This window comes from Stutzerimonas stutzeri (assembly GCF_024448695.1).
In the GTDB taxonomy this organism is placed as follows: domain Bacteria; phylum Pseudomonadota; class Gammaproteobacteria; order Pseudomonadales; family Pseudomonadaceae; genus Stutzerimonas; species Stutzerimonas stutzeri_T.
This window is the reverse complement of the sequence record NZ_JAMOHY010000003.1, coordinates 232,808-256,171: the sequence shown is the minus strand read 5'-3', so window position 1 is coordinate 256,171 and position 23,364 is coordinate 232,808. Positions and strand designations below refer to the sequence as shown.

Genomic DNA, 23,364 nt, shown 5'->3' with positions numbered 1-23,364 from the left:
CTAGCCCGGCGTTTTCTTAGGGGTTACCGCTCAGTCTTCCCGTGGCGCGTAGGCAAACACGTCGGCACGCATCTGGTGTGGGTCCATGCCTGCCTCCACCAGCGCATCCAGAGTGCCGTAGACCATCGCAGGAGAGCCGCTGGCGTATACGTGTAGCGGCTTCAAATCGGCAAAGTCCTCACGAACGGCCTCGTGCAGCATGCCGCAGCGCCCTTCCCAGCCGCACACCTCACTGACCACACGGTGCAGGTACAGGTTGGGCATGCCCAACCATTCATCCCAGTGCGGCAACTGATAGAAATCTTCCGGGTGACGTACGCCCCAGTACAGATGCACCGGATGTGAGAAGCCGGCAGATCGGCAATATTCGATCAGGCTATGCATTTGCGCCATGCCGGTGCCCGCCGCGATTAGCACCAACGGGCCGTCTGGCAGTTCGGCGAGATGGGTATCACCGAACGGCAACTGGACGCGGGCAAAGCCCTGCTGCCGAATGAAGGACAGCAGTTCGATGGCCGACGCCTCGCGTGCCAGTACGTGCAGCTCCAGCTCACGCCCACAATCCGGTGCCGAAGCCAGGGAGAAGGCCGACCATTCGCCATCCCCACGCTGCAATAACAGATATTGCCCAGCGTGATAGCGCGGCTGCCGTCCTGCCGGCAGCCGCAGGACCAGACGCACCACGTCACCACCCAGTTCCTGATAGTCCGCCAGCTGACAACTCAGCTCCCGCACCGGCAACTGGCCGGGCGACAGCACGCCATCCCAGAGCACTACACAGTCGCTCAGCGGCTCGGCCACACAGGCCAGCAGCTCGCCATGGTCGCGGATTTCCCCGCCCTGTCTGACGCTGCCTTCCACCAGCAGCGCCGCGCAGATGTGGCAATTGCCATTGCGACAGCTCTTCGGGCATTCATAGCCAAGGCGCTGCGCTGCATCGAGGATGCATTCGCCCGGCCGGACATCGAGCACGGTGCCGGCGGGCTGCAAGGTAACTTTCATATGCACGTCATCATTGAACGGGACAAGCCCGCCAAGGCTCCGGGCAGGCTCAGGCCCACCTCTTCAGTTATGTCAGTCGATACCCAGTTGCGACCAGAGTTCATCGACCCTTTGCTTTACCGCCGGGTCCTGAACAATGGCCCGACCCCATTCGCGGCTGGTCTCACCCGGCCACTTATGGGTCGCATCCAGGCCCATCTTCGAACCCAGACCGGAAATCGGCGAGGCGAAGTCCAGGTAGTCGATCGGTGTATTGTCGATCAGCACCGTGTCGCGCTTGGGATCCATGCGCGTGGTGATGGCCCAGATCACGTCGTTCCAGTCACGGGCGTTGATGTCGTCGTCGGTGACGATGACGAACTTGGTGTACATGAACTGGCGCAGGAAGCTCCATACACCCAGCATCACCCGCTTGGCATGACCCGGGTACTGCTTCTTGATGGTCACCACCGCCATGCGGTAGGAGCAGCCCTCGGGCGGCAGGTAGAAGTCGACGATCTCCGGAAACTGCTTTTGCAGGATCGGCACGAAGACCTCATTGAGCGCCACACCCAAGATTGCCGGCTCATCCGGTGGACGTCCGGTGTATGTGCTGTGGTAGATGGCATCGCGACGCATGGTGATGCGCTCGACGGTAAACACCGGAAAGCTGTCCACCTCGTTGTAGTAACCGGTGTGGTCGCCATAGGGACCTTCGTCCGCCATCTCGCCGGGATGGATATGCCCTTCGAGGATGATTTCTGCGCCGGCCGGCACCTGCAGGTCACTACCGCGGCACTTCACCAGCTCGGTGCGGCTACCGCGCAACAGGCCGGCGAAGGCGTACTCGGACAGCGAATCGGGCACTGGCGTGACCGCGCCGAGAATGGTCGCCGGGTCCGCGCCGAGCGCCACCGCCACCGGATAGGGCCGGTCCGGGTACTTCTCGCACCATTCGCGATAGTCCAGCGCGCCGCCACGGTGGCTGAGCCAGCGCATGATCACCTTGTTGCGGCCAATCACCTGCTGGCGATAAATGCCGAGGTTCTGCCGCTCCTTGTTAGGGCCCTTGGTGATGGTCAGCCCCCAGGTGATCAGCGGTGCGGCATCACCTGGCCAGCAGGTCTGCACCGGCAGCTTCGACAGATCAACGTCATCGCCCTCAATCACCACTTCCTGGCAGGCCGCATCCTTGAGCACCTTGGGCGCCATACTGATGACCTTGCGAAAGATCGGCAGCTTGTTCCAGGCGTCTTTCAGCCCCTTCGGCGGCTCCGGCTCCTTGAGATAGGCCAGCAGCTTGCCGATCTCGCGCAACTCGCTCACCGACTCGGCACCCATACCCAGCGCCACGCGCTCGGGTGTGCCAAACAGATTGCCCAGCACCGGCATGTCGAAGCCGGTTGGTTTTTCAAACAGCAGCGCCGGCCCCTGCTTGCGCAGGGTACGGTCGCAGATCTCGGTCATTTCCAGCACAGGGGAAACCGGCGTTTGGATGCGCTTGAGTTCGCCGCGCGTCTCCAGACCGCGAATAAAATCGCGCAGGTCGCGATACTGCATGTTCGTGCCTCGTGTTGGGCGAACCGGAATAGGGGGACAAAGTTTAGCGCTGAAGTCAGGCTTTCAGAAGGCTTGAAACAATAGTCTCAGCACACGCCACCTTACGTAACGCCTAAAGCACAAGTCGATTGCCCTCTGCGCCCCAACACCCCAGCGCCTGACAAGCAGGTTGCCGGGACCGCAGAACCTATAGCCCTCCGCCGACTCCTTTGAATTTCTCCACGAATGTAGCGACTTTCTGGAAGACGCTGTGCTTCTTGGTCAGATATTGCGGATTTAACGGGCTCATCTTAGGCAGGATGGCGTTCAGCTCGGTTCCGGCATCGCTGGCATACTCTCGCTTCAACGAGATGGTGATATAGCGCCTGGCAGCTTCCGCATTCAGGCTCTCAGCATTAATCAACTCCTCGGCCTCTTGCTGCTGCACGACTTGGGCATACGCATAGAAAGCTTCAATCACACTGGCCGCATCATCAATCTGATCAAGGTCGGTTTGATTGATAAAGTCGACCACCAGACTTTCTTTAGCGCGGTTACCCAAGCTGGCGCGAATTATCCGGCGCATTTCCTCGACCAACTCAGCTTTGCTCTTGGTTTTCTTGTTGTGCTCGAAGAGCAGCTCCAGGATGTAATCCAGATTGATCTCCTGGGATTTGAGCAGATCCACCTCAAAGACCACGTCATCCCAATCGATGGTGGATTGTTCTTTTTCTGCGCCCGTTTTTTCCCGGCGCAACCAATCGCGTACATCGTTATAGGTCGAGCGGTAATCCTGGATTTTCCGCTCCGCCGGCATCTTGATCGTTTGCAGGGCGGCGAGGTCTTCATCATTTAAATAATGCTGGGCCTTGAACGCTTCAACCGCAGCCGAATCGTTCATGTCCACGCTTTGCAAAGCCTTCAGACTGGCGAATTCATCGTAGTTTTGCAGCACGTTCTCCACACGCAGATACTCGCCAAACAGCTTGGCAAAGGCCTTTTTGTCAGACTCTTTTTCAATCGCCGCAGGGTTGGGGAAACGCTGCTCCAGCTCGGTAACGACCTCAACGAAACCACGCCGCGCCTCACCCGTTAGCACATCGGTAAAGCCCTCCATGTACTCCTTGTAACTCTTCTCCAGCACCACGTTTCGGGTATTGCTGTTGCCGAACAAGGTGATGGCATCGATGGTCGCCTGTTCCAGATCGCGGAAGGTCACGATGTTGCCGAAGGTCTTGGTCGCGTCAAAAATCCGGTTGGTACGCGAATAGGCCTGTATCAGGCCGTGGTAACGCAGATTCTTGTCGACGAACAGCGTGTTGAGCGTAGGGACATCGAAGCCGGTGAGGAACATGCCCACCACGATCAACAGGTCGATTTCTCTGGCTTTGACTTGCTTGGCCAGGTCGCGGTAATAGTTCTGAAAGCCATTGCTGTCCACGCTGAAGTTGGTTTTGAACAGCGCGTTGTAGTCTTCAATGGCCGAGTTCAAGAACTCTTTGGCGGTACCGTGTAGGGGTGAAACATCGAAGCTTTCGTCCTCGATCTCGCCAATCGAATCCTGCTCTTCGTTGGCCGCAAACGAAAAGATAGTGGCCACCCGCAGCGGCTTGTCACTGCCCTTCTGCTGTACCCTGAACGACTCGTAGTACAGCTTGGCGGCGTCCACGCTGCTGACCGCGAACATGGCGTTAAAGCCCTTGTTGCCCGCTTGCAGGCGATGGGTTTTTTGCCGGAAGGTGTTGAGGATGTACTGCGTGATCTCGCGGATACGCTCAGGGTGCAGCAAGGCCTGCCTGTTTTCCGCTGCGCTCAGTTTTGCTTCATCCTGCTCGGTTTCAAGGGCCTTGAACTGCGGCCGCACATCGTTGTAATCGACCTTGAACTTGAGCACCTTCTCATCGCGAATCGCATCGGTGATCACATACGAGTGCAATTCACGGCCAAACACGCTGGCAGTGTCTTCTGCGCCTGAAGCGTTAAGACCTGCAAAGATAGGCGTGCCGGTAAAGCCAAACTGATAGAACTTCTTGAATTTCCTCTTCAGGTTTTTCTGCGCTTCACCGAACTGACTGCGGTGGCACTCATCGAAAATAAACACCACCTGCTTGCCGTAGATGGGCAGGTCAGGCTCGCTCTTCATCAGGTTATTGAGCTTCTGGATGGTAGTGACGACGATCTTGTTGTCGTCCTTGTCCAGGTTACGCTTAAGGCCCGCCGTGCTGTCCGAACCGTTCACGCTTTCCGGCGAGAAGCGCTGGTATTCCTTCATGGTTTGGTAATCCAGATCCTTGCGGTCCACCACAAAGAACACCTTGTCGATAAACGGCAACTCAGTGGCCAGGCGAGCCGCCTTGAAGCTGGTCAGCGTCTTGCCGGAGCCGGTGGTGTGCCAGATAAAGCCGCCGCCTTCGCGCTTGCTCCAGTTTTTGGCCTGATGCGCGCAGTTGATCGTCCACAGAATGCGTTCCGTGGCGGCAATCTGGTACGGACGCATTACCAGCAGCGTATTGCTGACATCAAACACCGAGTAGCGCAGCAACACCTTCAGCAAGGTGTCTCTCTGGAAAAAGGTGGCGGTAAAGTCTTTCAGGTCCTTGATCAGGCTGTTATCCGCCTTCGCCCAGTTCATGGTGAAGTCGAAGCTGTTCTTGTTGCGCTGGGCCGTGTTGGCAAAGTAACGGCTGTCTGTGCCATTGGAGATCACGAACAATTGCAGGTATTTGAACAAGGAATACGCGCTATTGAAGCTTTCCTTGCTGTAGCGGTGCACCTGATTAAAGGCCTCGCGAATCGCCACGCCCCGCTTCTTCAACTCCACCTGCACAAGCGGCAAGCCATTGACCAGAATCGTCACGTCATAGCGATTGGCGTGGCTGCCCTTTTGCTCAAACTGCTTGATCACCTGCACCTTGTTGCGCAGGATGTTTTTCTTGTCCAGCAGGTAGATGTTCTGGATACGGCCATCGTCAAAGACGAAGTCGTGAATATAGTCGTCGTGGATCTTACGGGTTTTCTCGACAATGCCATCGCTGGGCTTGTCCAGCCAGGTCTCGACAAAGCGCAGCCACTCGCCATCGGCAAACTGCACATTATTGAGCGTTTGCAACTGCACACGCACATTGGCCAGCAAGGCTTCGGGCGTATTCAGGCCGGCAGGGTATTCATAGCCCTGATTGACCAGATCCTGAATAAACTCACTCTCCAAATCGCCTTCGCTCTGGTAGCTCTCGGCCACTTGCCAGTCCTTTGTGTACTGCTCCAGAACGATGAAGTTTTTCGATTCGGCAATGGTCGTGTAGTCACTCATTCTTGCGCGTCCCTTTTCTGCAACAGCTTTTTCACCTCGCGGTCGAAATCGGATTCGATGCGCTGCTGCTTGTTGAACTTTTCATATTCGGCAACGGCTTTCTGTTCCGCCTGCTGGCGCGACACGGTGCCGTAGCCTTCCAGAATTCGGTACTCATTAAACGCAAGAAACTTGTTCACGCTTTCAGCAAAGCTTTCCATCGTGAACGTATTCTGCCGCTCGATGATGCCTTCGATATAGTCAAAAAATGCTGATACAGCGCGTTCCAGCTTTTTGATATCTGCCTCGCTCAAGTAATTTTTCGCCACGATGGCATCCGACTTCAGCACGCGGCCATCTGGCGCATTCTTGTAGGTGCTCATGCCCATCAAGGGTTTGTTTGCGTCGGCATGCAAGGCAATGATTTCTGCCGCCGTATGGCCGGTAATGGCAAAGTGAAACTTGTCTTGCACATGGGCATAGAACAACCGGGTGGTTTCAGATTTGGGGGCGTAATCGATGCTGCACTCGGCAAAAATATCGGTGATTTGCTGATAGATGCGCCGCTCGCTGGCGCGAATGGAGCGCACGCGCTCCAGCAATTCACGGAAATAGTCTTTGCCAAAGTAACGGCCATTTTTCAGCCGCTCATCATCCATGGCAAAGCCCTTGATGATGTATTCCTTGATCAAGGCCGTCGCCCAGATACGGAATTGCGTCGCCTGTGCCGAATTGACCCGGTAGCCCACCGAAATCACCGCATCCAGATTGTAGTACTTCACCTGCTGGGTTTGGGTCAGGCCTGCCACTGCGCCATGTTCAGTGGTTGTTTCCAAAATGGAAACAACCACTTCTTCCACCAGCTCGCCGCTATCAAAAATATTCTTCAGATGCTTGGAAATGGCAGGCACGCCCACACAAAACAGCTCGGCCATGCGCTTCTGCGTCAGCCAAATATTCTCATTGCTGAGCAACACCTCCACTTTGATCGCACCATTGGGCGCGGTGTAGAGCAGAAACTCAGTGGTTTGATCGCGCAGTGTGATGTTGTTCTTGGCCATGTTTTTCCTCATGGATCATGCCGCTAGGGCAGTTGTCCCACAGGCTGTGGGACAACTTCATTCACCGCCAGCACGCCAAGGGTTTGGCGAGGCTTGATGTGCTGTTTGATAACTGCCAGCGCCTGGCAGCAATCGCTGGGGTGATCCTCACCAAGGCAAACCGCTACCCGCCAAAAAATATGCTCATCAACCGTTTTCTTTCTGCTGCCAGTAACCATAGGTATTCAGCTTTTCAAGCAATAGACCAACCATCTCTTTTTCGGGCGGTGTCGGCTCAGCGATCTCTTCGTTGGACAAGGTGTTGTGGGGATAAAAATTCATAACCCGACTGGCGTAAGCCTTCTTATCCTCTGGCAACAATTCAGACCATCGCCGATACCCGAGGAAATTGGCGGTCTTTTCATACAGGTTACGCAGTAGAGCAAAATGGTAGCGCTGTACACTATTGGTAGCGACTGCTTGCTCGATAAGCGATTTAATATGCAGATGGTAAGAAAAGCTCTTGTTCGAGTCGCCTTCCTTTTCCTCATGCACATAGGTGCCATCGTCCAAACGGCTGAGAATATAACCGCTCTTGGCGCCTACTTCGTTATAAAGCACGTTATAAAAAAGCGCGCTGTGCGTGGACACAATGAATTTTACGCCTGACTCGCTCGACTTTATCAACTGGCCCAAATTTACCGCTAGCTGAATCAGGTGATCCTCATCCAAAGAGCTGACTGGATCGTCAATGAATACATATTCCAACTGATTGAATTGGTCAGTTTCACGATCAGTCGGCTCAGCGACATTGAGCACGCCAATTACCTGTTCAAGTAGCGTATAGAAAATACTCCAGATAAAATTGCTTTCTTCGCCCTTGGATATTTTCAAATTGCCCGAACGTTCATCATCATTTCCACGTTCGAGAGAAAAAGTGACCTCGGAAAAGGCTTTGAGATTGACCTCGCCTGTCTGCTCGTCTTTTTGCTCTGCATTGAACCGTGGCGTGAGCTTGTCGTTGGTATAACGCTGAAAGGTAGTGATGACATTCTGATCTTGCCCTTGATCCATCAATATCCAATCCGTAAAGGTATTAGGTTGGATTTTCAGCCTGGGTTCGGCGTCGCCGCTAAGGTCGTTATCCCAATAGAACAAGTCTTCAGTGAAAGCGCTGTAATAGAGAATTTTGTTACGCGACAGCCCTGGTTGATCCGCCATATCGCCATCTTCATTAGCATCCACTTTTGGGGCGATGAGTTGCTTGAACTCTCGTGACAGGCGCGTTTTGCCCGTGCCGTTGAAGGCGTAGATCAACTGCACCTTCTTCTTGATGCCTTTTATTTCTTCGGCTATTTCCTTTAGCGTTTTACCCATATTACGGCGCTACCTCTTCAGGCCTGGGGAAACTTAACAGCAAGTCGCGGTAGTGCGCGTATTGTTGCTGGCGTAACTTAATTTCGCGCGGCAAGCCTTCGCTGATGGAATTGGTAAGCGTGTCGAATTTATCGAGAATCGAAACGATACGAGCCTGTTCGGCAAGAGATTTATCAGGATCACCTGGATAAGGAACAGGGATTTTAATCTTTGAAAACCCATTAATCAGCAATGTATTAACCTTGGTTCTGGCTATATATTTTGCCTTCTCGGCGACGAACGATGTCGCCTGCATACAATAGGAAATAAACTTCGGATTCATTGAATGCCGAAAAGCATAGCAATGGTCGTGAATAGCGACCTTTTCATCGCCGAGCCATGCCACTGCCTTACCAACATCTTCAACCGTCTCACCCACGTCGGTTATCACTACATCGCCTGGTTCTGCATAGCGAAGTGACCCAGCCATATCGCTTCTGACCTGTGACAAAGCTTGCGTCGTAAAAACGCCGTAACGCGTGTATATCTCACCGTAATGGATAACGCTGATTCCGTCTTCCACATAGTCAGCCTTGGTAAAACGCTTGCCACGAATAAATGCACCAACTTCGCTCAGCGCCTTCCACTCCACATTACCTTCTTTAAAGCTCAATAACTGGTCGCGGTAGTAGTTGTATTGTTTTTTGCGCGCGGTCAGCTCGGCGGTCAGCTCGGCGGTCAGCTCGGTGAAGCGATCTAGTATGCGAACGATTTCAGCTTGGATTTCAAGCGATTTCTTAGGGTTTTCTGGGCAAGGGATGGGAATTTTTTTGCATGTGTAGCTACCGATCCACTGGCGCTTATGGTCGCCATCAACCAATTCGCTTGGCAATGTGCTCAACCAATAATAAATATATTTAATTAGTGCCTTATTTTCGTCACTTGACGTAATCATCTTCATGGCCGATGACTTAGCCTTGAAGTCAAAATCCACCCACTTATTAGCGGTAGTAAAATCATCAAAGATGATTACAGGATTTTCAGAAGCTTTATAGATACCGTGAACCTCGTCCGTATAGCCAAGAACAAAGGTTTTCCCAGCGGGAAGAACGGGAGTTTCAAATTCATCACTGTAGTTTTTTGCTGCCACTAGATATTTGGTTGGCTGTTCGTATTTCGTTACGACTCCAAGTGGCAGCCACTCCACCGCAACCCCATCCAGCAGCTTTTCCAAAAAGCTCATGCCCCCAACTCCTCACCCTCGATCTCCGCGACGATCACATCAATGTCTTTGCGTAGCTGGTCGATCCTGGCAACCGTGGTTTTCAGGTCGGCATTGAGCTGGGCAATATTCACAACATCGCGGGTGTCCTTGGCATCGATATAGCTGCTGACCGACAGGTTGTAGTCGTTGGCAGCCACCTTATCCAGAGGGACGGACCGGGCAAAGTGCTCCACGTTCGCCTTGCTGTCGAACACCTGCATGATGCGTTCGATATGCGTGTCTTCCAGCAAGTTGTTGTTGGTGCCTTTTTTGAACAGACCGCTGGCGTCGATAAATTGGGTGGTGGTGTCGGTCTTGTGCTTGGACAGCACCAGAATATTCACGGCGATGGTGGTGCCGTAGAACAGGTTGGAGGCGAGCGAAATCACGCTTTCCACGTAGTTGTTGTCAACCAAGTATTGGCGGATCTTCTGCTCGGCACCGCTGCGGTAAAAAATGCCGGGGAAGCAAACAATGGCAGCGCGGCCTTTGGCTGAGAGGTAACTGAGCGCGTGCAGCACAAAGGCAAAGTCGGCCTTGGATTTAGGTGCCAGCACGCCGGCCGGGGCAAAGCGGTCGTCGCTGATAAGAGTAGGGTCGTCTGCCCCCTTCCACTTCACCGAGTACGGCGGGTTGGAGACGATGGCATCGAAGGGTTTATCGTCGCCAAAGTGTGGCTCGGTGAGGGTGTCACCGAGCTGGATATTGAATTTGTCGTAGTTGACGTTGTGCAGAAACATGTTCATGCGCGCCAGGTTATAGGTGGTGTGGTTGAGTTCCTGACCGAAAAAACCGTCTTCGATGATATGAGCATCAAAATGCTTTTTGGCTTGCAGCAACAGCGAGCCCGAGCCGCACGCGGGGTCGTAGATCTTGTTGACCTTGGTTTGCTTGTGCATGGCGAGCTGGGCAATCAGCTTGGAGACATGCTGCGGGGTGAAGAACTCCCCGCCCGATTTGCCGGCGTTGGCGGCGTAGTTGGAGATGAGAAATTCGTAAGCATCACCAAACAAGTCGATATGGCTTTCGTCAAAGGTGCCAAAATCCAGTCCGGCTACGCCTTTAAGCACTTTCGCCAGTCGTTCGTTTTTGTCTTTGACCGTGTTGCCCAGACGGTTGCTGGTGGTGTCGAAGTCGGCGAACAAGCCCCTGATATCACGCTCGGAGGGGTAGCCGCTGGCAGATGCTTCGATGTCTTTGAAGATAGTGTTCAGGTCGGTGTTCAGGCTGGCGTTGCTGTAGGCATTGGCCGCCACATTGGCGAATAGCTGGCTGGGGTAGATGAAGTAGCCCTTGGTCCTTATGGCATCGTCCTTGACTGCTGCGAGACTCTTGTCACCATCATCCATGGCGGCGTAATCGACTGACTCATCACCGCCGGTCATGTAATCAGCGAAATTCTCGCTGATAAAGCGGTAGAACAAGGTGCCTAGCACGTATTGCTTAAAGTCCCAGCCGTCGACTGCGCCACGCACATCGTTGGCGATTTTCCAGATTTGGTTTCGCAGTGCGTCACTTTGTTGGGCGCTGGTCATGCTGTGGTTCCTACTTCAATACGGTTTGCTGGGTCACGCCATCGCGAATAAGCGTGACACGGATAATCTTGGGTGTTTAGTGGGTGGTTGCCGGCATGCCTTGGCCCCTCCAGTGTGCGGGCTGTCGCGCTAATCGCATCATGGCCATCGATGATATGCACTCGACAGCGTTTTCGATAAGCAGGGCAGTAAGACTGCGCGCTGCCTAGCCTATAGGGGCCGTTTGAATCGCCCGAAGTCTACCAGTCCGGCCCTCGCCCTCGGCAGGGGCTTTCTAGCTTCCACTACGCGCAGAAACGACGAGGCCGGGTTTCCCCGGCCTCGTGGCAAGACGCAATGCCTTACTTTCGCTTCATGGACATGAAGAATTCTTCGTTGGTCTTGGTGTCCTTGAGCTTGTCGAGCAGGAACTCGATGGCCGCACTTTCATCCATCGGGTGCAGCAGCTTGCGCAGAATCCAGATGCGCTGCAGCTCTTCCTCGCTGGTCAGCAACTCCTCGCGGCGAGTGCCGGACTTGTTGATGTTGATGGCCGGGAACACGCGCTTCTCGGCGATGCGGCGATCCAGATGCAGCTCGAGGTTACCGGTGCCCTTGAATTCCTCGTAGATCACCTCGTCCATCTTCGAGCCGGTTTCTACCAGCGCCGTGGCGATGATGGTCAGCGAACCGCCTTCCTCGATATTGCGCGCAGCACCGAAGAAACGCTTGGGCTTTTCCAGGGCATGGGCGTCGACACCACCGGTAAGCACCTTGCCGGAGCTCGGGATCACGGTGTTGTAGGCACGCGCCAGGCGCGTGATTGAGTCCAGCAGGATGACCACATCCTTCTTGTGCTCGACCAGGCGCTTGGCCTTCTCGATCACCATTTCGGCAACCTGCACGTGGCGGGTCGGCGGCTCGTCGAAGGTGGAGGCAACCACTTCGCCGCGCACGGTGCGCTGCATCTCGGTCACTTCTTCCGGGCGCTCGTCGATCAGCAGGACGATCAGGTGGCACTCGGGATTGTTGCGGGTAATGTTGCTGGCGATGTTCTGCAGCATGATCGTCTTGCCCGCTTTCGGCGGTGCAACGATCAGGCCGCGCTGGCCCTTGCCGATCGGGGCGCAGAGATCGATCACGCGACCAGTGAGGTCTTCAGTGGAACCGTTGCCGGCCTCCATCTTCAGGCGCTGATTGGCGAACAGTGGCGTGAGGTTCTCGAAGAGAATCTTGTTCTTCGCGTTCTCCGGTCGATCGTAGTTGATCGAGTCGACCTTGAGCAGGGCGAAATAGCGCTCACCTTCCTTCGGCGGGCGGATCTTGCCAATGATGGTGTCGCCGGTACGCAGATTGAAGCGACGAATCTGGCTGGGCGAAACGTAGATGTCGTCCGGACCGGCCAGATAGGAAGAATCCGCGGAGCGCAGAAAGCCGAAACCGTCCTGGAGGATCTCCAGCACGCCATCACCGGATATCTCCTCGCCGCTTTTCGCGTGTTTCTTGAGCAGGGAAAAAATCACGTCCTGCTTGCGCGAACGGGCCATGTTGTCGATGCCCATCTGTTCGGCCATTTCCAGCAGATCGGTGATGGACTTTTGCTTGAGTTCGGTCAGATTCATAGGAAGAGATCAGGAAGGATATAGAAAGCGATTAGCTTGAGAAGCCGCGCAGCAGAATACGAACGGGTTCGTTGTGCGATGTGGGCTGAAGTGCGTCGGCGACGAATGCAGAAGGCGACGAAAGAAGCGTCGCGAGGCCGAATTTAGCACCGCTCAGGCGAGGCGTCCACCCTGTAGCAGCAAAAAGCCCCCGCATTTGCAGGGGCCTTGGCGGAGCGAGACTCAGATGTTGCTGTCGAGGAACGCTGCCAGCTGGGACTTGGAAAGCGCCCCCACCTTGGTGGCTTCGACGTTGCCGTTCTTGAACAGCATCAGGGTCGGGATACCACGCACGCCATACTTGGGCGGTGTTTCCTGGTTCTCGTCAATGTTCAGCTTGCATACCTTGAGCTTGCCTTCGTACTCCTTGGCAATCTCGTCGAGTACCGGCGCGATCATCTTGCACGGACCACACCACTCCGCCCAGTAATCGACCAGCACAGGACCGTCCGCCTGGAGCACATCCTGCTCGAAGCTGCTGTCGCTGACATTGTTGATGTGCTCGCTCATGGAATGTCTCCAGGGTGAAAACCGAAAGTGACGCCATGATAGCCCGGCTTGATAAGGACCGAAAGTCGCAGTCCATCGCCCAGGCTTTCGCCGCATGGCGGCCCAGCAGACCAATCCACAGGCTGCAACAGGGAATATTGCAGGGTGTTGCGCGTTGGCGTAAGCCGATGATCGTGTCAGGATGTCACGATTTTCACAGAGATCAGCCCATGCGCCAATCAGCCGCCGAACCCTTTCCACTGATCGCCGGCCTCGACCTGGGGTCGAACAGCTTCCACATGGTGCTGGCACGCATCAGCAACGGTGAAGTGCGCATCCTCGAACGGCTCGGGGAAAAGGTCCAGCTGGCCGCCGGCATCAACGAGCAGCGCATGCTCGACGAGGACGCCATGGAGCGCGGCCTCGACTGCCTGCGCCGCTTCGCCCAGCTGGTCAATCACCTGCCTCAGGGCGCGGTGCGCGTGGTCGGCACCAACGCCCTGCGCGAAGCCCGCAACCGGGCTTTGTTCATTCGCCAGGCGGAAGCCATCATCAATCATCAGGTGGAAGTCATTTCCGGTCGCGAGGAAGCACGCCTGATCTACTTGGGCGTCGCCCACACCTTCCCCAGCGCAACCGGTAAGCGGCTGGTAGTGGATATCGGCGGGGGCAGTACCGAATTCATCATTGGTGAAGGCTTCGATTCACAGCTGCGCGAAAGCCTGCAGATGGGCTGCGTGAGTTATACCCAGCGTTATTTCCGTGACGGCAAGATCACCCCGGCACGTTACGCCCAGGCTTACACGGCGGCACGCCTGGAACTGATGAGTATCGAACATGGCCTGCGCCGGCTCGGCTGGCAGGACGCAGTCGGCGCATCCGGCACCATCCGTGCGGTCGGCCTGGGCATCAAGGGCGCCGGCCTGGGCAATGGCGAAGTCACGCGCGAGGGCATCGGCTGGCTCAAGCGCAAGCTGTTCAAACTAGGGGACGTGGAAAAGATCGATGTTGAAGGCGTCAAGCCGGATCGGCGTGGCGTCTTCCCCGCTGGCCTTGCGATCCTCGAAGCCCTCTTCGATGCCCTGGAACTGAACTGCATGGCCCATTCCGAAGGCGCCCTGCGCGAAGGCGTGCTCTACGACCTGATTGGCCGTCATCACCATGAAGACATCCGCGACCGCACCCTGAGCTTCCTCATGGAGCGCTATCACGTGGATACCGAGCAGGCCGCGCGCGTCGAGCGCAAGGCGTTGGAAGCCTTCGATCAGGTTTCCAGCGACTGGAACCTGAATGAGGAATGGCATCGCGAGCTACTGGCCTGGGCCGCTCGTGTACACGAGGTGGGCCTGGACATTGCCCACTACCACTACCACAAGCACGGCGCGTACCTGATCGAGCACTCCGACCTGCCGGGCTTTTCACGCCAGGATCAGCTCATGCTGGCCTTGCTGGTGCGCGGCCATCGCCGCAACATCCCGCAGGACAAGTTCAGCGAAACCGGTGCCGACGCCGATACCCTGGTACGCCTGTGCATCCTCTTGCGCTTCGCCATCCTGTTCCACCATATCCGCTGCCACACCGCTTCCGAAGTGCTGCTCAAGCCGGCTGAGCGCAGCCTGGAGCTGGTCTTCCCTGATGGCTGGCTGGACGACAACCCGCTAACCCGCGCCGACTTCGAAGCCGAAGCCGCCTGGCTGACACGGGTCGGTTACGAACTGCGGATGAAATAGGGTTGCAGTTGGCGCGGCGCTGGAAAACCAGCGCCGCATCAGAACATCTCAGCGCCCGCCAGCCAGCGGGCCGGCCAGCCGCTCCAGCAGGGTGCTCTGCACGTTGCGTGAGAGCTGGTTGCCGCTGGGGGTGTTGCGTATGTAGCTGCCGTCGGGCTGTAGCAGCCAGCTCAGCGTGTTGTCGGTGATGAAGGCATCCAGTTCTTTCTTCACCCGCATCACCAGCTTCTTCCCTTCCACGGGGAAGCAGGTCTCGACACGCCGGTCGAGATTGCGCTCCATCCAGTCGGCGCTGGACAGGTAGAGCTTCTCGTCGCCGCCGTTGAAGAAATAGAACACCCGGCTGTGTTCGAGGAAGCGGCCAATGATCGAGCGCACCTGAATATTGTGCGAGACCCCGGCAATACCCGGACGCAGACAGCACATGCCGCGCACGATCAGGTCGATACGCACCCCCGTCTGACTGGCCTTGTACAGCGCCCTGATCATCTTCGGGTCGGTCAGCGAATTGACCTTGAGCATGATGTGCGCGGGTTTGCCTTCAGCCGCATTCTGGGTTTCCTGAGCGATCAGGTCGAGCAGCGTCTTTTTCAGGGTAAAGGGCGCATGCAGGAGCTTCTTCATGCGCATGGTCTTGCCCATGCCGATCAACTGGCTGAACAGCTTGGACACGTCTTCGCAGAGCGCTTCATCCGAGGTCAGCAAGCTGTAGTCGGTGTACAGCCGCGCATTGCCGGCGTGGTAGTTGCCGGTACCCAGGTGCGCATAGCGGCGCAGTTCGCCGTTCTCGCGACGCAGGATAAGCATCATCTTGGCGTGGGTCTTGTAGCCCACCACGCCATAGATAACCACCGCGCCTGCCTGCTGCAGACGTCCGGCCAGTTGCAGGTTGGATTCCTCGTCGAAGCGTGCGCGCAGCTCGATCACCGCAGTGACTTCCTTGCCATTGCGCGCCGCCTCGACCAGGGCATCGACGATTTCAGAGTTGGCCCCGGAGCGGTACAGCGTTTGTTTGACCGCCAGCACGCTGGGGTCCTTGGCGGCTTCGCGCAGAAGATCGACCACCGGGGTGAAGGACTCATAAGGGTGCAGCAGCAGAATGTCCTGCTTGCCGACCACGTTGAAGATGTTCTCGCTGTTCTGCAGCATCTTCGGAATCGCCGGGGTGAACGGCGTGTATTGCAGCTCCGGATGGCTGTCCAGGCCAGTGACGCTGAACAGCCGGGTCAGGTTGACCGGACCATTGACACGGTAGAGCTCGCTCTCGCTCAGGCCGAACTGTTTGAGCAGAAACTCGGCCAGGTGCGCCGGGCAAGTATCGACCACCTCAAGGCGTACCGCATCGCCATAACGCCGTGACATCAGCTCACCACGCAATGCGCGGGCCAGGTCCTCGACATCCTCGGTATCCACCGAGAGGTCGGCGTTGCGGGTCAGGCGGAACTGGTAACAACCCTTGACCTTCATGCCGTGAAACAGGTCATCGGCGTGGGCGTGAATCATTGATGAGAGGAATACATGGTTGGCGCCCGGCCCGCCGACTTCCTCGGGCACACGGATGATACGCGGCAGCAGCCGTGGCGCCGGAATGATCGCCAGCCCGGAGTCGCGGCCAAAGGCATCGATACCTTCCAGCTCGACGATGAAGTTGAGGCTCTTGTTCACCAGAAGCGGGAACGGGTGGGTCGGATCAAGGCCGATGGGGGTGATGATCGGCGCGATTTCCTCGCGAAAATAGCGTCGCACCCAGGTTTTGATCTTGGCCGTCCAATGCCGACGCCGGATAAAGCGCACCTGCTGCTTGGCCAGCTCGGGCAGCAGTATCTCGTTGAGGATGCTGTACTGGCGGTCGACCTGCACGTGCACCAGCTCGGAAATGCGCGCCAGCGCCTGGTGCGGCTGCAACCCATCGGCACCCGCCTGCTCACGGGCATAGGTGACCTGTTTCTTCAGGCCGGCAACACGGATTTCGAAGAACTCGTCGAGGTTGCTGGAAAAGATCAGCAGAAACTTCAGCCGCTCCAGCAGCGGACAGGACTCGTCCAGCGCCTGTTCCAGCACGCGAATATTGAACTGCAGCTGCGACAGCTCGCGGTGGATATACAGGCTGCTGTCGTCCAGGTTCGGCAGCGGAATCACCACTGCTGGGGCTTCTGCTGACTGCACCTCGGGCACCGCCTGCTCCAGCACTTCGCTGCTGACGATTTCCTGCAGGCCCTGTTCGCTGAGTTCTTGACTGTTCATCGCTCTGCCTCGTGAGGGCTCACTGCCCCCGTTTCAACTGTTGTGCCGCCTGCTTGGCGAAGTAGGTGAGAATGCCATCGGCCCCGGCGCGCTTGAAGCCGACCAAAGATTCAAGAATCACCGCTTCGCTCAGCCAGCCGTTCTGGATCGCCGCCATATGCATGGCGTACTCACCACTGACCTGATAGACGAACGTTGGCGCCTTGAAGGCATCTTTGACTCGCCAGACGATGTCCAGGTAAGCCTGGCCCGGCTTGACCATCACCATGTCAGCGCCCTCGGCCAGATCGGCTGCGACTTCGTGCAGCGCCTCGTCACCGTTGGCCGGGTCCATCTGGTAGGTGTTCTTGCTGCCCTTGCCCAGGTTCGCCGCCGAGCCCACGGCATCACGGAACGGCCCGTAGTAAGCGCTGGCGTACTTGGCCGAGTAGGCCATGATGCGCACGTTGTGGTGTTCGGCCACTTCCAACGCCTCGCGAATCGCCTGGATACGACCATCCATCATGTCCGACGGCGCAACCACCTGAGCGCCTGCTTCTGCATGGGACAGTGCCTGACGAACCAGCGCGTCGACCGTGACATCGTTCTGCACGTAGCCGTTTTCATCAAGGATGCCGTCCTGACCGTGAGTGGTGAACGGATCGAGTGCGACGTCGGTGATGATCCCCAATTCGGGGAATCGCGCACGCAGCGCGCGAGTGGCGCGCTGGGCGATGCCGTCGGGGTTCCAGGCTTCGGCAGCGTCGAGGGATTTTTTCTCCAGCGGTGTCACCGGAAACAGCGCCAGTGCCGGAATGCCCAGTGCAACCAGTTCCTCCGCTTCCTCAAGCAACAGATCAATGGACAGACGCTCCACGCCCGGCATGGAGGGCACCTGCTCACGGCGGTTTTCTCCATCGAGCACGAACACCGGCAGGATCAGGTCATCGACCGTCAGCACATTCTCGCGCACCAGACGGCGGGAGAAATCATCACGGCGATTACGACGCAGACGAGTGGCGGGGAACAGCCGGCTGGCGGGAACGAGACTCACGATGGACTCCTGGCCCGCAGAACGGGCGAACATGACAGTTATAGGCCGCCCGCATGACGAGATCATGACAACCTCCGGGCACGACACCAAAGCCCGGCCATTGTCGCCAGCCATGCCACCGACTGCCAGTGCTTTGAGCATTTGCAGGGTGCAATGAACGCGCGCACCCGCGGCCTATCCAAGACTACGAGAGCGGGATTTACCTTGATCCGCCCCAGGCAGTAGCATCGAACACATTCTGCAGCGCCCCATCAGGCCGTTGGAACGTAGGCGAGGCAGGCAAGACAAGGCAAAAGCAGACGAGAAACGTAGCGCAGCGGAGTAACAACCGCAGGGTGAGCACAGCGAATCACACGGAGTTTAGGTGTTCTAAATGAGCAGTACTCACTTCGTTCACCCTTCGGGCCGCGCTGAAGCGCGTTAGCCGCAAGCTACTTTCCGAGCCTGTTTTTAACGCAGTATTGCCAACGCAGGTAGTTTTCAACGGCCTGATACCGGGCGCTTGAACTTGACCAGGAGTACCACCATGAACAAGAAAGTCGCCGTGATTCTTTCCGGCTGTGGCGTCTACGACGGCTCGGAAATCTACGAGAGCGTGATTACCCTGCTGCGGCTGGACCAGCGTGGCGCCAAGGTGCAGTGCTTCGCACCGAACATTGCTCAGCTGCACGTGATCAATCACCTCACCGGCGAGGAAATGCCCGAGTCACGCAACGTGCTGACAGAGTCGGCGCGCCTGGCCCGTGGCGAGATCAAGGACCTGCGCGAGCTGGATGCCGAGCAGTTCGACGCACTGATCATGCCCGGCGGTTTCGGCGCGGCGAAGAACCTGTCCGATTTCGCCAGCCAGGGAGCCGACTGCAAGGTCCTGCCGGATGTGCTTTCCGCCGCTCAGGCTTTTGCCCAGGCCGGCAAACCCGTCGGCATGATGTGTATCGCACCGACCATGGCCGCGCAGATCTTTGGCCCCGGCGTGGTCTGCACGTTGGGCCATGATGATGATCCGGCAGCCGCTGCAGCACGCAGCATGGGAGCTGAGCATCAGCCCTGCGAGGTCAGCGAGATCACCGAGGACACCAAGCACAAACTCGTCACCACACCCGCCTACATGCTGGCGCAATCGATCAGCGAAGCGGCCTCGGGCATCTACAAGCTGGTGGATCGGGTGCTCGAACTGACGGTCAGCAAGCACTGAAGTACGGTCGTTGGGTCGGTAAAGCGTACCCAACCTACGCCGCCGCTTTTCGCACCGTCGCCAAAAACGCCGCAGCTGCAGCGAACATCGTCGCGAAGCTGCGGTTGACCACACGTTGCTGGCGTGGCGTGCGCAGCAGGCGCAGGACTTTCGCGGCCAGGCCGGTATAGCCGGCCATCACCACCAGATCGACGGCCACCATGGTCGCCGCCATCTCGACATACTGCAGAACCAGCGCCCGCTGCGGATCGAGAAACTGCGGCAGCACCGCCAGGATGAAGACGATGGCCTTGGGGTTGCTGGCATTGATCAGAAAACCCCGGAATACCAGCGCCAGGGGACGTCCGATGGGCCGCGGCATGGCCGAGTCGTCCAGCGCTTCGGGAATCGCCTGCCATTGCTTGAAGGCGAGCCAGAGCAGATAGGCAACGCCGAACCACTTGATCAGACTGAATGCCAGCGACGAGGTCGCCAGCACCGCACCCACGCCCGCCGCCACCACGGCAATCTGCAGCACCAGCGCCAGCTGCAGGCCGATGGCGTTCCAGTAACCGCGCCAGAAGCCATAGCGCAACCCGCAGGACATCGATGCAATGGCGCCAGCGCCCGGCGACAGGCTGATCACCCAACAGGCGACGAAGAAGGCAAGCCAGGTTTCAAGCGACATTCATCCACCTCCTGCCGGCAAGCGTCTTGCCGGCCTGTGTCAATCGGGCATGCCCTTGCCCAGCTTCACCGGCTCCTTGAGCGGACGCTTCATGGCCTTGCGCATGCGAATATTCAACGCCTCGACGCCCAGCGAGAAGGCCATGGCGAAGTAGACGTAGCCCTTGGGCACGTGAACGTCGAAGGCTTCGGCCACCAGCAGGGTGCCGACTACGATCAGGAACGACAGCGCCAGAATCTTCAGGGTCGGATGCTTGTCGATGAACTCGCTGATGGTGCCGGCCGCCAGCATCATCACCACAACCGCGATGATGATCGCCGCTACCATCACCGGCACGTTATCCACCAGACCAACCGCGGTGATGACCGAGTCCAGCGAGAAGATGATATCGATGACGGCGATCTGCAGGATGATGCTGACGAAACCGGCCTTCACCGCCCCGCCGGCAGCTGATTGCTCTTCCTCTTCGCCTTCCACGCTGTGCCAGATTTCCATGGTGCTCTTGAACAGCAGGAACAGCCCGCCAAAGAACAAGATCAGGTCTCGACCGGAGACACCTTCACCCAAGACGGTAAACAGATCATTGGTCAGGCGCATGACCCAGGTGATCGAAAGCAGCAGCAGGATGCGCGTGCCCATGGCCAGCGCCAAGCCGAAGAACCGCGCCTTGGGCTGCTGTTCCCTGGGCAGTCGGCTGACCAGAATGGAGATGAAGATGATGTTGTCGATGCCCAGGACGATTTCCAGAGCGGTCAGGGTCAGGAACGCGACCCAGATTTCAGGGCTACTTAACCATTCCATTAACGGTTACTCGAGTGATATCTGTTTGATGGTCTGAATGTCGGTCCCGCGCCAGCGACGCACGACCTTCTGGAAGAACAGGCTGTTAGGCACCTGCACGGTCGCGCCGGTTCCGTCTTCAGCCACCTCTTCGAGGGTAGTGTAGAGCAGGTTGATGTCGGTGACGCGGCCCTTGACGATGGGCTTTTCAAAGCTCTCGACCAACTCCACCAGGTCGCCGATGCGAAAGGGGCCGACGGTCATGATCAGTACGGCGCAGAGCAGGTTCGACAGCACACTCCAAATGGCGAAGAAGGCGATTGCCGCCACCGCGACAAAGCCGGAGAAAGCCGTCCAGAGCACGGTCGCTGAAACGCCGAAACGCTCCAGCACCATGATCAGCGCACCGCCGATGATGAACCAGCGAACGCCGCCACGCAGCGGCAGCAGCAGCTCGGGAGGCAGCGGATAGCGATTGCCGAGACGCGTCAGGCCACGGACCACCAGACGCTGCAGAACATAGGCAATCAGTAGGATCAGTATGATCTGCAGGCCAAGCAGCAGCTGGTCGCCCCACTCCTGGACAAGCATCAGCCATTGTTCGTTCATGTGCTGGCCTCGAGCTGGCCCTGCAAGTTTTCCAGCGCCTCAAGCGCCTCCATCCAGGATTCTTCCAGCGTGTTTTCGCGTGCCTTCAGCTCTGCCTGGCTGGCCAGCAGGTCACGCAGCTCATCCTTGCGCGCCGCTTCGTAAATCGCGGCATCGGCGAGACGCGCCTCGACAAGCGCAAGTTTTTCATGCACGCCGGCCAGATCCTTCTCATGCTTTTCCGCCTGCCGTTTCAGGGGCGCCAGTTGCTGGCGCAACGCTGCAGCCGCCTGACGCTGCGTGCGTTTGTCGGTTTTATCGCCTGCCGGATCAGTCGCAGCGACCGGTTGCTGACGCACACGGTAGTCGGCCAGCCAACGGGCATAGTCTTCAAGGTCGCCTTCGAACTCGACGACCCGCCCCTCCGCCACCAGCAGAAATTCATCCGTGGTGCTTTTGAGCAGGTGCCGGTCGTGAGACACCACCAGTACGGCACCCTCGAAATCCTGCAAGGCCAGCGTCAGCGCCAGGCGCATTTCCAGATCCAGGTGGTTGGTCGGCTCATCCAGCAGCAACAAATTGGGCTTGCCCCAGGCGATCAGCGCCAGCGCCAGACGTGCCTTCTCACCACCGGAAAAATTCAGCACCGGCTCGTCACAGCGATTGCCGCGAAAATCGAACCCACCGAGAAAGTCGCGCAGGACCTGCTCTCGCTCACCCGGCGCAATGCGCTGCAGGTGCAGCAGCGGGCTCGCTTTGGCATCCAGAGCATCCAGCTGGTGCTGGGCAAAATAGCCGATGACCAGATTCTCGCCACGTTGCAGCCGTCCACCCAGAGGCTGCAGCTCGTTGGCAAGCGTCTTGATCAGCGTCGACTTGCCCGCACCATTGGGGCCGAGCAGGCCGATGCGCGCGCCAGGCACCAGCTGCAGCTTGACCTTCTCCAGTACTCTTTTTTCAGGGTAGCCGAGCGTTGCCTCGCTCATATCCAGCAAGGGACTGGAGACCTTGTCCGCTTCGCGGAAGACAAAATCAAACGGCGAATCGATATGCGCCGGCGCCAGCTCCTCAAGCTTTTCCAGCGCCTTGATCCGGCTCTGTGCCTGGCGTGCCTTGCTCGCCTTGGCCTTGAAGCGGCGGATGAAATCCTCCATGTGCTCGCGCTGCGCCTGCTGCTTTTCGAAAGCCTGCTGCTGTTGCGCCAGCCGCTCGGCACGGGCCCGCTCGAAGGCCGAATAGCCGCCGCGATAGAGGGTCAGCTTGCGCTGATCGACATGCACCACGTTGCCGACCACCTCGTCGAGGAAGTCGCGGTCATGGGAAATCAGCATCAGGGTGCCGGGATAGCTCTTCAGCCAGGCCTCCAGCCAGAGAATCGCATCGAGATCCAGGTGGTTGGTCGGCTCATCAAGCAACAGCAGGTCGGAGGGGCACATCAGCGCCTGCGCCAGGTTCAGGCGCATGCGCCAGCCGCCAGAAAAACTGCTCACTGGCAGCAGCATCTGCTCGTTGGCAAAACCAAGCCCGGCAAGGAGTTTGCGCGCACGTGCATCGGCACTGTAACCGTCGGCGTTGTCCAGCTCGGTATGCAGCCGCGCCAGTGCGCTGCCGTCATGGGCAGCTTCGGCGACCACCAGCTCGGCCTGAATTCGCCGCAGCGGCACATCGCCATCGAGCACATAGTCCACGGCCAGGCGGTCGAGCGTATCGACCTCTTGCCGCATATGGGCAATGCGCCAGTCCGGGGGCAACTGGCAGTCGCCACCATCGGGGGTGAATTCACCGCGCAGCAGAGCAAACAGGCTGGACTTTCCGGCGCCATTGGCACCGACCAGCCCGACTTTCTGGCCGGGATGCAGGGTCAGCTCGGCGCCTTCCAGCAAACGCTGGGGCCCACGCTGTAGAGTCAGGTTCTGAAGTCGGATCATAATGGCGGCGGAGTTTATCAGTTCGCCTGGAATCCATCCGCGCGGCCAGGAAAAAAATCACGACCC

Annotated in this window: 17 protein-coding genes; 2 read left to right on the top strand and 15 right to left on the bottom strand. The window is 57.7% G+C overall.

Translation table 11 applies throughout. The features are described 5' to 3' along the window. Positions 1-30: 30 nt before the first annotated feature. The 9 genes from NAV32_RS05185 to trxA form a co-directional block, all read right to left on the bottom strand. A complete protein-coding gene (locus NAV32_RS05185) occupies positions 31-1,002 on the bottom strand; it encodes a CDP-6-deoxy-delta-3,4-glucoseen reductase (protein WP_256051721.1) in 972 nt (323 codons plus the stop codon). A gap of 72 nt (positions 1,003-1,074) precedes the next feature. After that, entirely contained in the window at positions 1,075-2,541 is a 1,467-nt protein-coding gene (gene ubiD / locus NAV32_RS05180; protein ID WP_256051720.1) for a 4-hydroxy-3-polyprenylbenzoate decarboxylase, read from the bottom strand. Between the two features lie 187 nt (positions 2,542-2,728). Next, positions 2,729-5,830, bottom strand: coding sequence for a type I restriction endonuclease subunit R (locus tag NAV32_RS05175; protein ID WP_256051719.1), 3,102 nt, complete (start codon positions 5,828-5,830; stop codon positions 2,729-2,731). Further along, positions 5,827-6,870: a virulence RhuM family protein gene (locus NAV32_RS05170; RefSeq protein WP_256051718.1), complete on the bottom strand. Its 1,044-nt coding sequence runs from the start codon at positions 6,868-6,870 to the stop codon at positions 5,827-5,829. Before NAV32_RS05170 ends, NAV32_RS05175 begins: the two co-directional genes overlap by 4 nt. Before the next feature lie 186 nt (positions 6,871-7,056). Next, positions 7,057-8,226, bottom strand: coding sequence for an anticodon nuclease (locus NAV32_RS05165; RefSeq protein ID WP_256051717.1), 1,170 nt, complete (start codon positions 8,224-8,226; stop codon positions 7,057-7,059). A 1-nt stretch (position 8,227) separates the two neighbouring features. Then, complete coding sequence (locus tag NAV32_RS05160) at positions 8,228-9,448, bottom strand: restriction endonuclease subunit S (protein WP_256051716.1); 1,221 nt, start codon at positions 9,446-9,448, stop codon at positions 8,228-8,230. After that, a complete protein-coding gene (locus tag NAV32_RS05155) occupies positions 9,445-11,004 on the bottom strand; it encodes a type I restriction-modification system subunit M (protein ID WP_256051715.1) in 1,560 nt (519 codons plus the stop codon). The genes NAV32_RS05160 and NAV32_RS05155 overlap by 4 nt, the downstream gene beginning before the upstream one ends. 341 nt (positions 11,005-11,345) lie before the next feature. After that, the gene (rho, locus tag NAV32_RS05150) at positions 11,346-12,605 is read right to left on the bottom strand and encodes a transcription termination factor Rho (RefSeq protein WP_256051714.1); all 1,260 of its coding nucleotides are present in this window, start codon (positions 12,603-12,605) and stop codon (positions 11,346-11,348) included. Between the two features lie 222 nt (positions 12,606-12,827). Then, entirely contained in the window at positions 12,828-13,154 is a 327-nt protein-coding gene (gene trxA / locus NAV32_RS05145) for a thioredoxin TrxA (RefSeq protein ID WP_181082836.1), read from the bottom strand. A 209-nt stretch (positions 13,155-13,363) separates the two neighbouring features. Between trxA and ppx the strand changes: the two genes are divergently transcribed. Next, positions 13,364-14,863, top strand: a complete 1,500-nt coding sequence (gene ppx / locus NAV32_RS05140) for an exopolyphosphatase (RefSeq protein WP_256051713.1) — start codon at positions 13,364-13,366, stop codon at positions 14,861-14,863. A gap of 48 nt (positions 14,864-14,911) precedes the next feature. On the opposite strand, the gene ppk1 is transcribed toward ppx, so the two are convergent. Continuing rightward, on the bottom strand, positions 14,912-17,107 hold the full coding sequence (ppk1, locus tag NAV32_RS05135) for a polyphosphate kinase 1 (RefSeq protein ID WP_256051712.1): 2,196 nt from the start codon (positions 17,105-17,107) through the stop codon (positions 14,912-14,914). A gap of 19 nt (positions 17,108-17,126) precedes the next feature. Next, on the bottom strand, positions 17,127-18,140 hold the full coding sequence (gene hemB, locus NAV32_RS05130; RefSeq protein ID WP_256051711.1) for a porphobilinogen synthase: 1,014 nt from the start codon (positions 18,138-18,140) through the stop codon (positions 17,127-17,129). Positions 18,141-18,666: 526 nt separating this feature from the next. On the opposite strand from hemB, the gene elbB reads away from it, so the two are divergent. Continuing rightward, positions 18,667-19,335: an isoprenoid biosynthesis glyoxalase ElbB gene (gene elbB / locus NAV32_RS05125; protein ID WP_256051710.1), complete on the top strand. Its 669-nt coding sequence runs from the start codon at positions 18,667-18,669 to the stop codon at positions 19,333-19,335. A 34-nt stretch (positions 19,336-19,369) separates the two neighbouring features. Here elbB and NAV32_RS05120 read toward each other — a convergent pair whose 3' ends face one another. From NAV32_RS05120 to NAV32_RS05105, 4 genes are read right to left on the bottom strand one after another with little or no spacing between them, the layout of a single operon-like run. Next, positions 19,370-20,002 carry a LysE family transporter gene (locus NAV32_RS05120; protein WP_256051709.1) on the bottom strand — a complete coding sequence of 211 codons (633 nt, stop codon included), beginning with the start codon at positions 20,000-20,002 and terminating at the stop codon, positions 19,370-19,372. A gap of 39 nt (positions 20,003-20,041) precedes the next feature. Continuing rightward, on the bottom strand, positions 20,042-20,803 hold the full coding sequence (locus NAV32_RS05115) for a TerC family protein (RefSeq protein ID WP_256051708.1): 762 nt from the start codon (positions 20,801-20,803) through the stop codon (positions 20,042-20,044). 6 nt (positions 20,804-20,809) lie between these two features. Then, the gene (locus NAV32_RS05110) at positions 20,810-21,391 is read right to left on the bottom strand and encodes a mechanosensitive ion channel domain-containing protein (RefSeq protein ID WP_256051707.1); all 582 of its coding nucleotides are present in this window, start codon (positions 21,389-21,391) and stop codon (positions 20,810-20,812) included. Then, positions 21,388-23,298, bottom strand: coding sequence for an ATP-binding cassette domain-containing protein (locus NAV32_RS05105; RefSeq protein WP_256051706.1), 1,911 nt, complete (start codon positions 23,296-23,298; stop codon positions 21,388-21,390). The genes NAV32_RS05110 and NAV32_RS05105 overlap by 4 nt, the downstream gene beginning before the upstream one ends. Positions 23,299-23,364: the final 66 nt, after the last annotated feature.

What these genes read in the sequence shown, in the direction of transcription:
- NAV32_RS05185 (WP_256051721.1), bottom strand. Translation starts at nt 1,002, where the DNA reads ATGAAAGTTACCTTGCAGCCCGCCGGCACCGTGCTCGATGTCCGGCCG.
- ubiD (WP_256051720.1), bottom strand. Translation starts at nt 2,541, where the DNA reads ATGCAGTATCGCGACCTGCGCGATTTTATTCGCGGTCTGGAGACGCGC.
- NAV32_RS05175 (WP_256051719.1), bottom strand. Translation starts at nt 5,830, where the DNA reads ATGAGTGACTACACGACCATTGCCGAATCGAAAAACTTCATCGTTCTG.
- NAV32_RS05170 (WP_256051718.1), bottom strand. Translation starts at nt 6,870, where the DNA reads ATGGCCAAGAACAACATCACACTGCGCGATCAAACCACTGAGTTTCTG.
- NAV32_RS05165 (WP_256051717.1), bottom strand. Translation starts at nt 8,226, where the DNA reads ATGGGTAAAACGCTAAAGGAAATAGCCGAAGAAATAAAAGGCATCAAG.
- NAV32_RS05160 (WP_256051716.1), bottom strand. Translation starts at nt 9,448, where the DNA reads ATGAGCTTTTTGGAAAAGCTGCTGGATGGGGTTGCGGTGGAGTGGCTG.
- NAV32_RS05155 (WP_256051715.1), bottom strand. Translation starts at nt 11,004, where the DNA reads ATGACCAGCGCCCAACAAAGTGACGCACTGCGAAACCAAATCTGGAAA.
- rho (WP_256051714.1), bottom strand. Translation starts at nt 12,605, where the DNA reads ATGAATCTGACCGAACTCAAGCAAAAGTCCATCACCGATCTGCTGGAA.
- trxA (WP_181082836.1), bottom strand. Translation starts at nt 13,154, where the DNA reads ATGAGCGAGCACATCAACAATGTCAGCGACAGCAGCTTCGAGCAGGAT.
- ppx (WP_256051713.1), top strand. Translation starts at nt 13,364, where the DNA reads ATGCGCCAATCAGCCGCCGAACCCTTTCCACTGATCGCCGGCCTCGAC.
- ppk1 (WP_256051712.1), bottom strand. Translation starts at nt 17,107, where the DNA reads ATGAACAGTCAAGAACTCAGCGAACAGGGCCTGCAGGAAATCGTCAGC.
- elbB (WP_256051710.1), top strand. Translation starts at nt 18,667, where the DNA reads ATGAACAAGAAAGTCGCCGTGATTCTTTCCGGCTGTGGCGTCTACGAC.
- NAV32_RS05120 (WP_256051709.1), bottom strand. Translation starts at nt 20,002, where the DNA reads ATGTCGCTTGAAACCTGGCTTGCCTTCTTCGTCGCCTGTTGGGTGATC.
- NAV32_RS05115 (WP_256051708.1), bottom strand. Translation starts at nt 20,803, where the DNA reads ATGGAATGGTTAAGTAGCCCTGAAATCTGGGTCGCGTTCCTGACCCTG.
- NAV32_RS05110 (WP_256051707.1), bottom strand. Translation starts at nt 21,391, where the DNA reads ATGAACGAACAATGGCTGATGCTTGTCCAGGAGTGGGGCGACCAGCTG.
- NAV32_RS05105 (WP_256051706.1), bottom strand. Translation starts at nt 23,298, where the DNA reads ATGATCCGACTTCAGAACCTGACTCTACAGCGTGGGCCCCAGCGTTTG.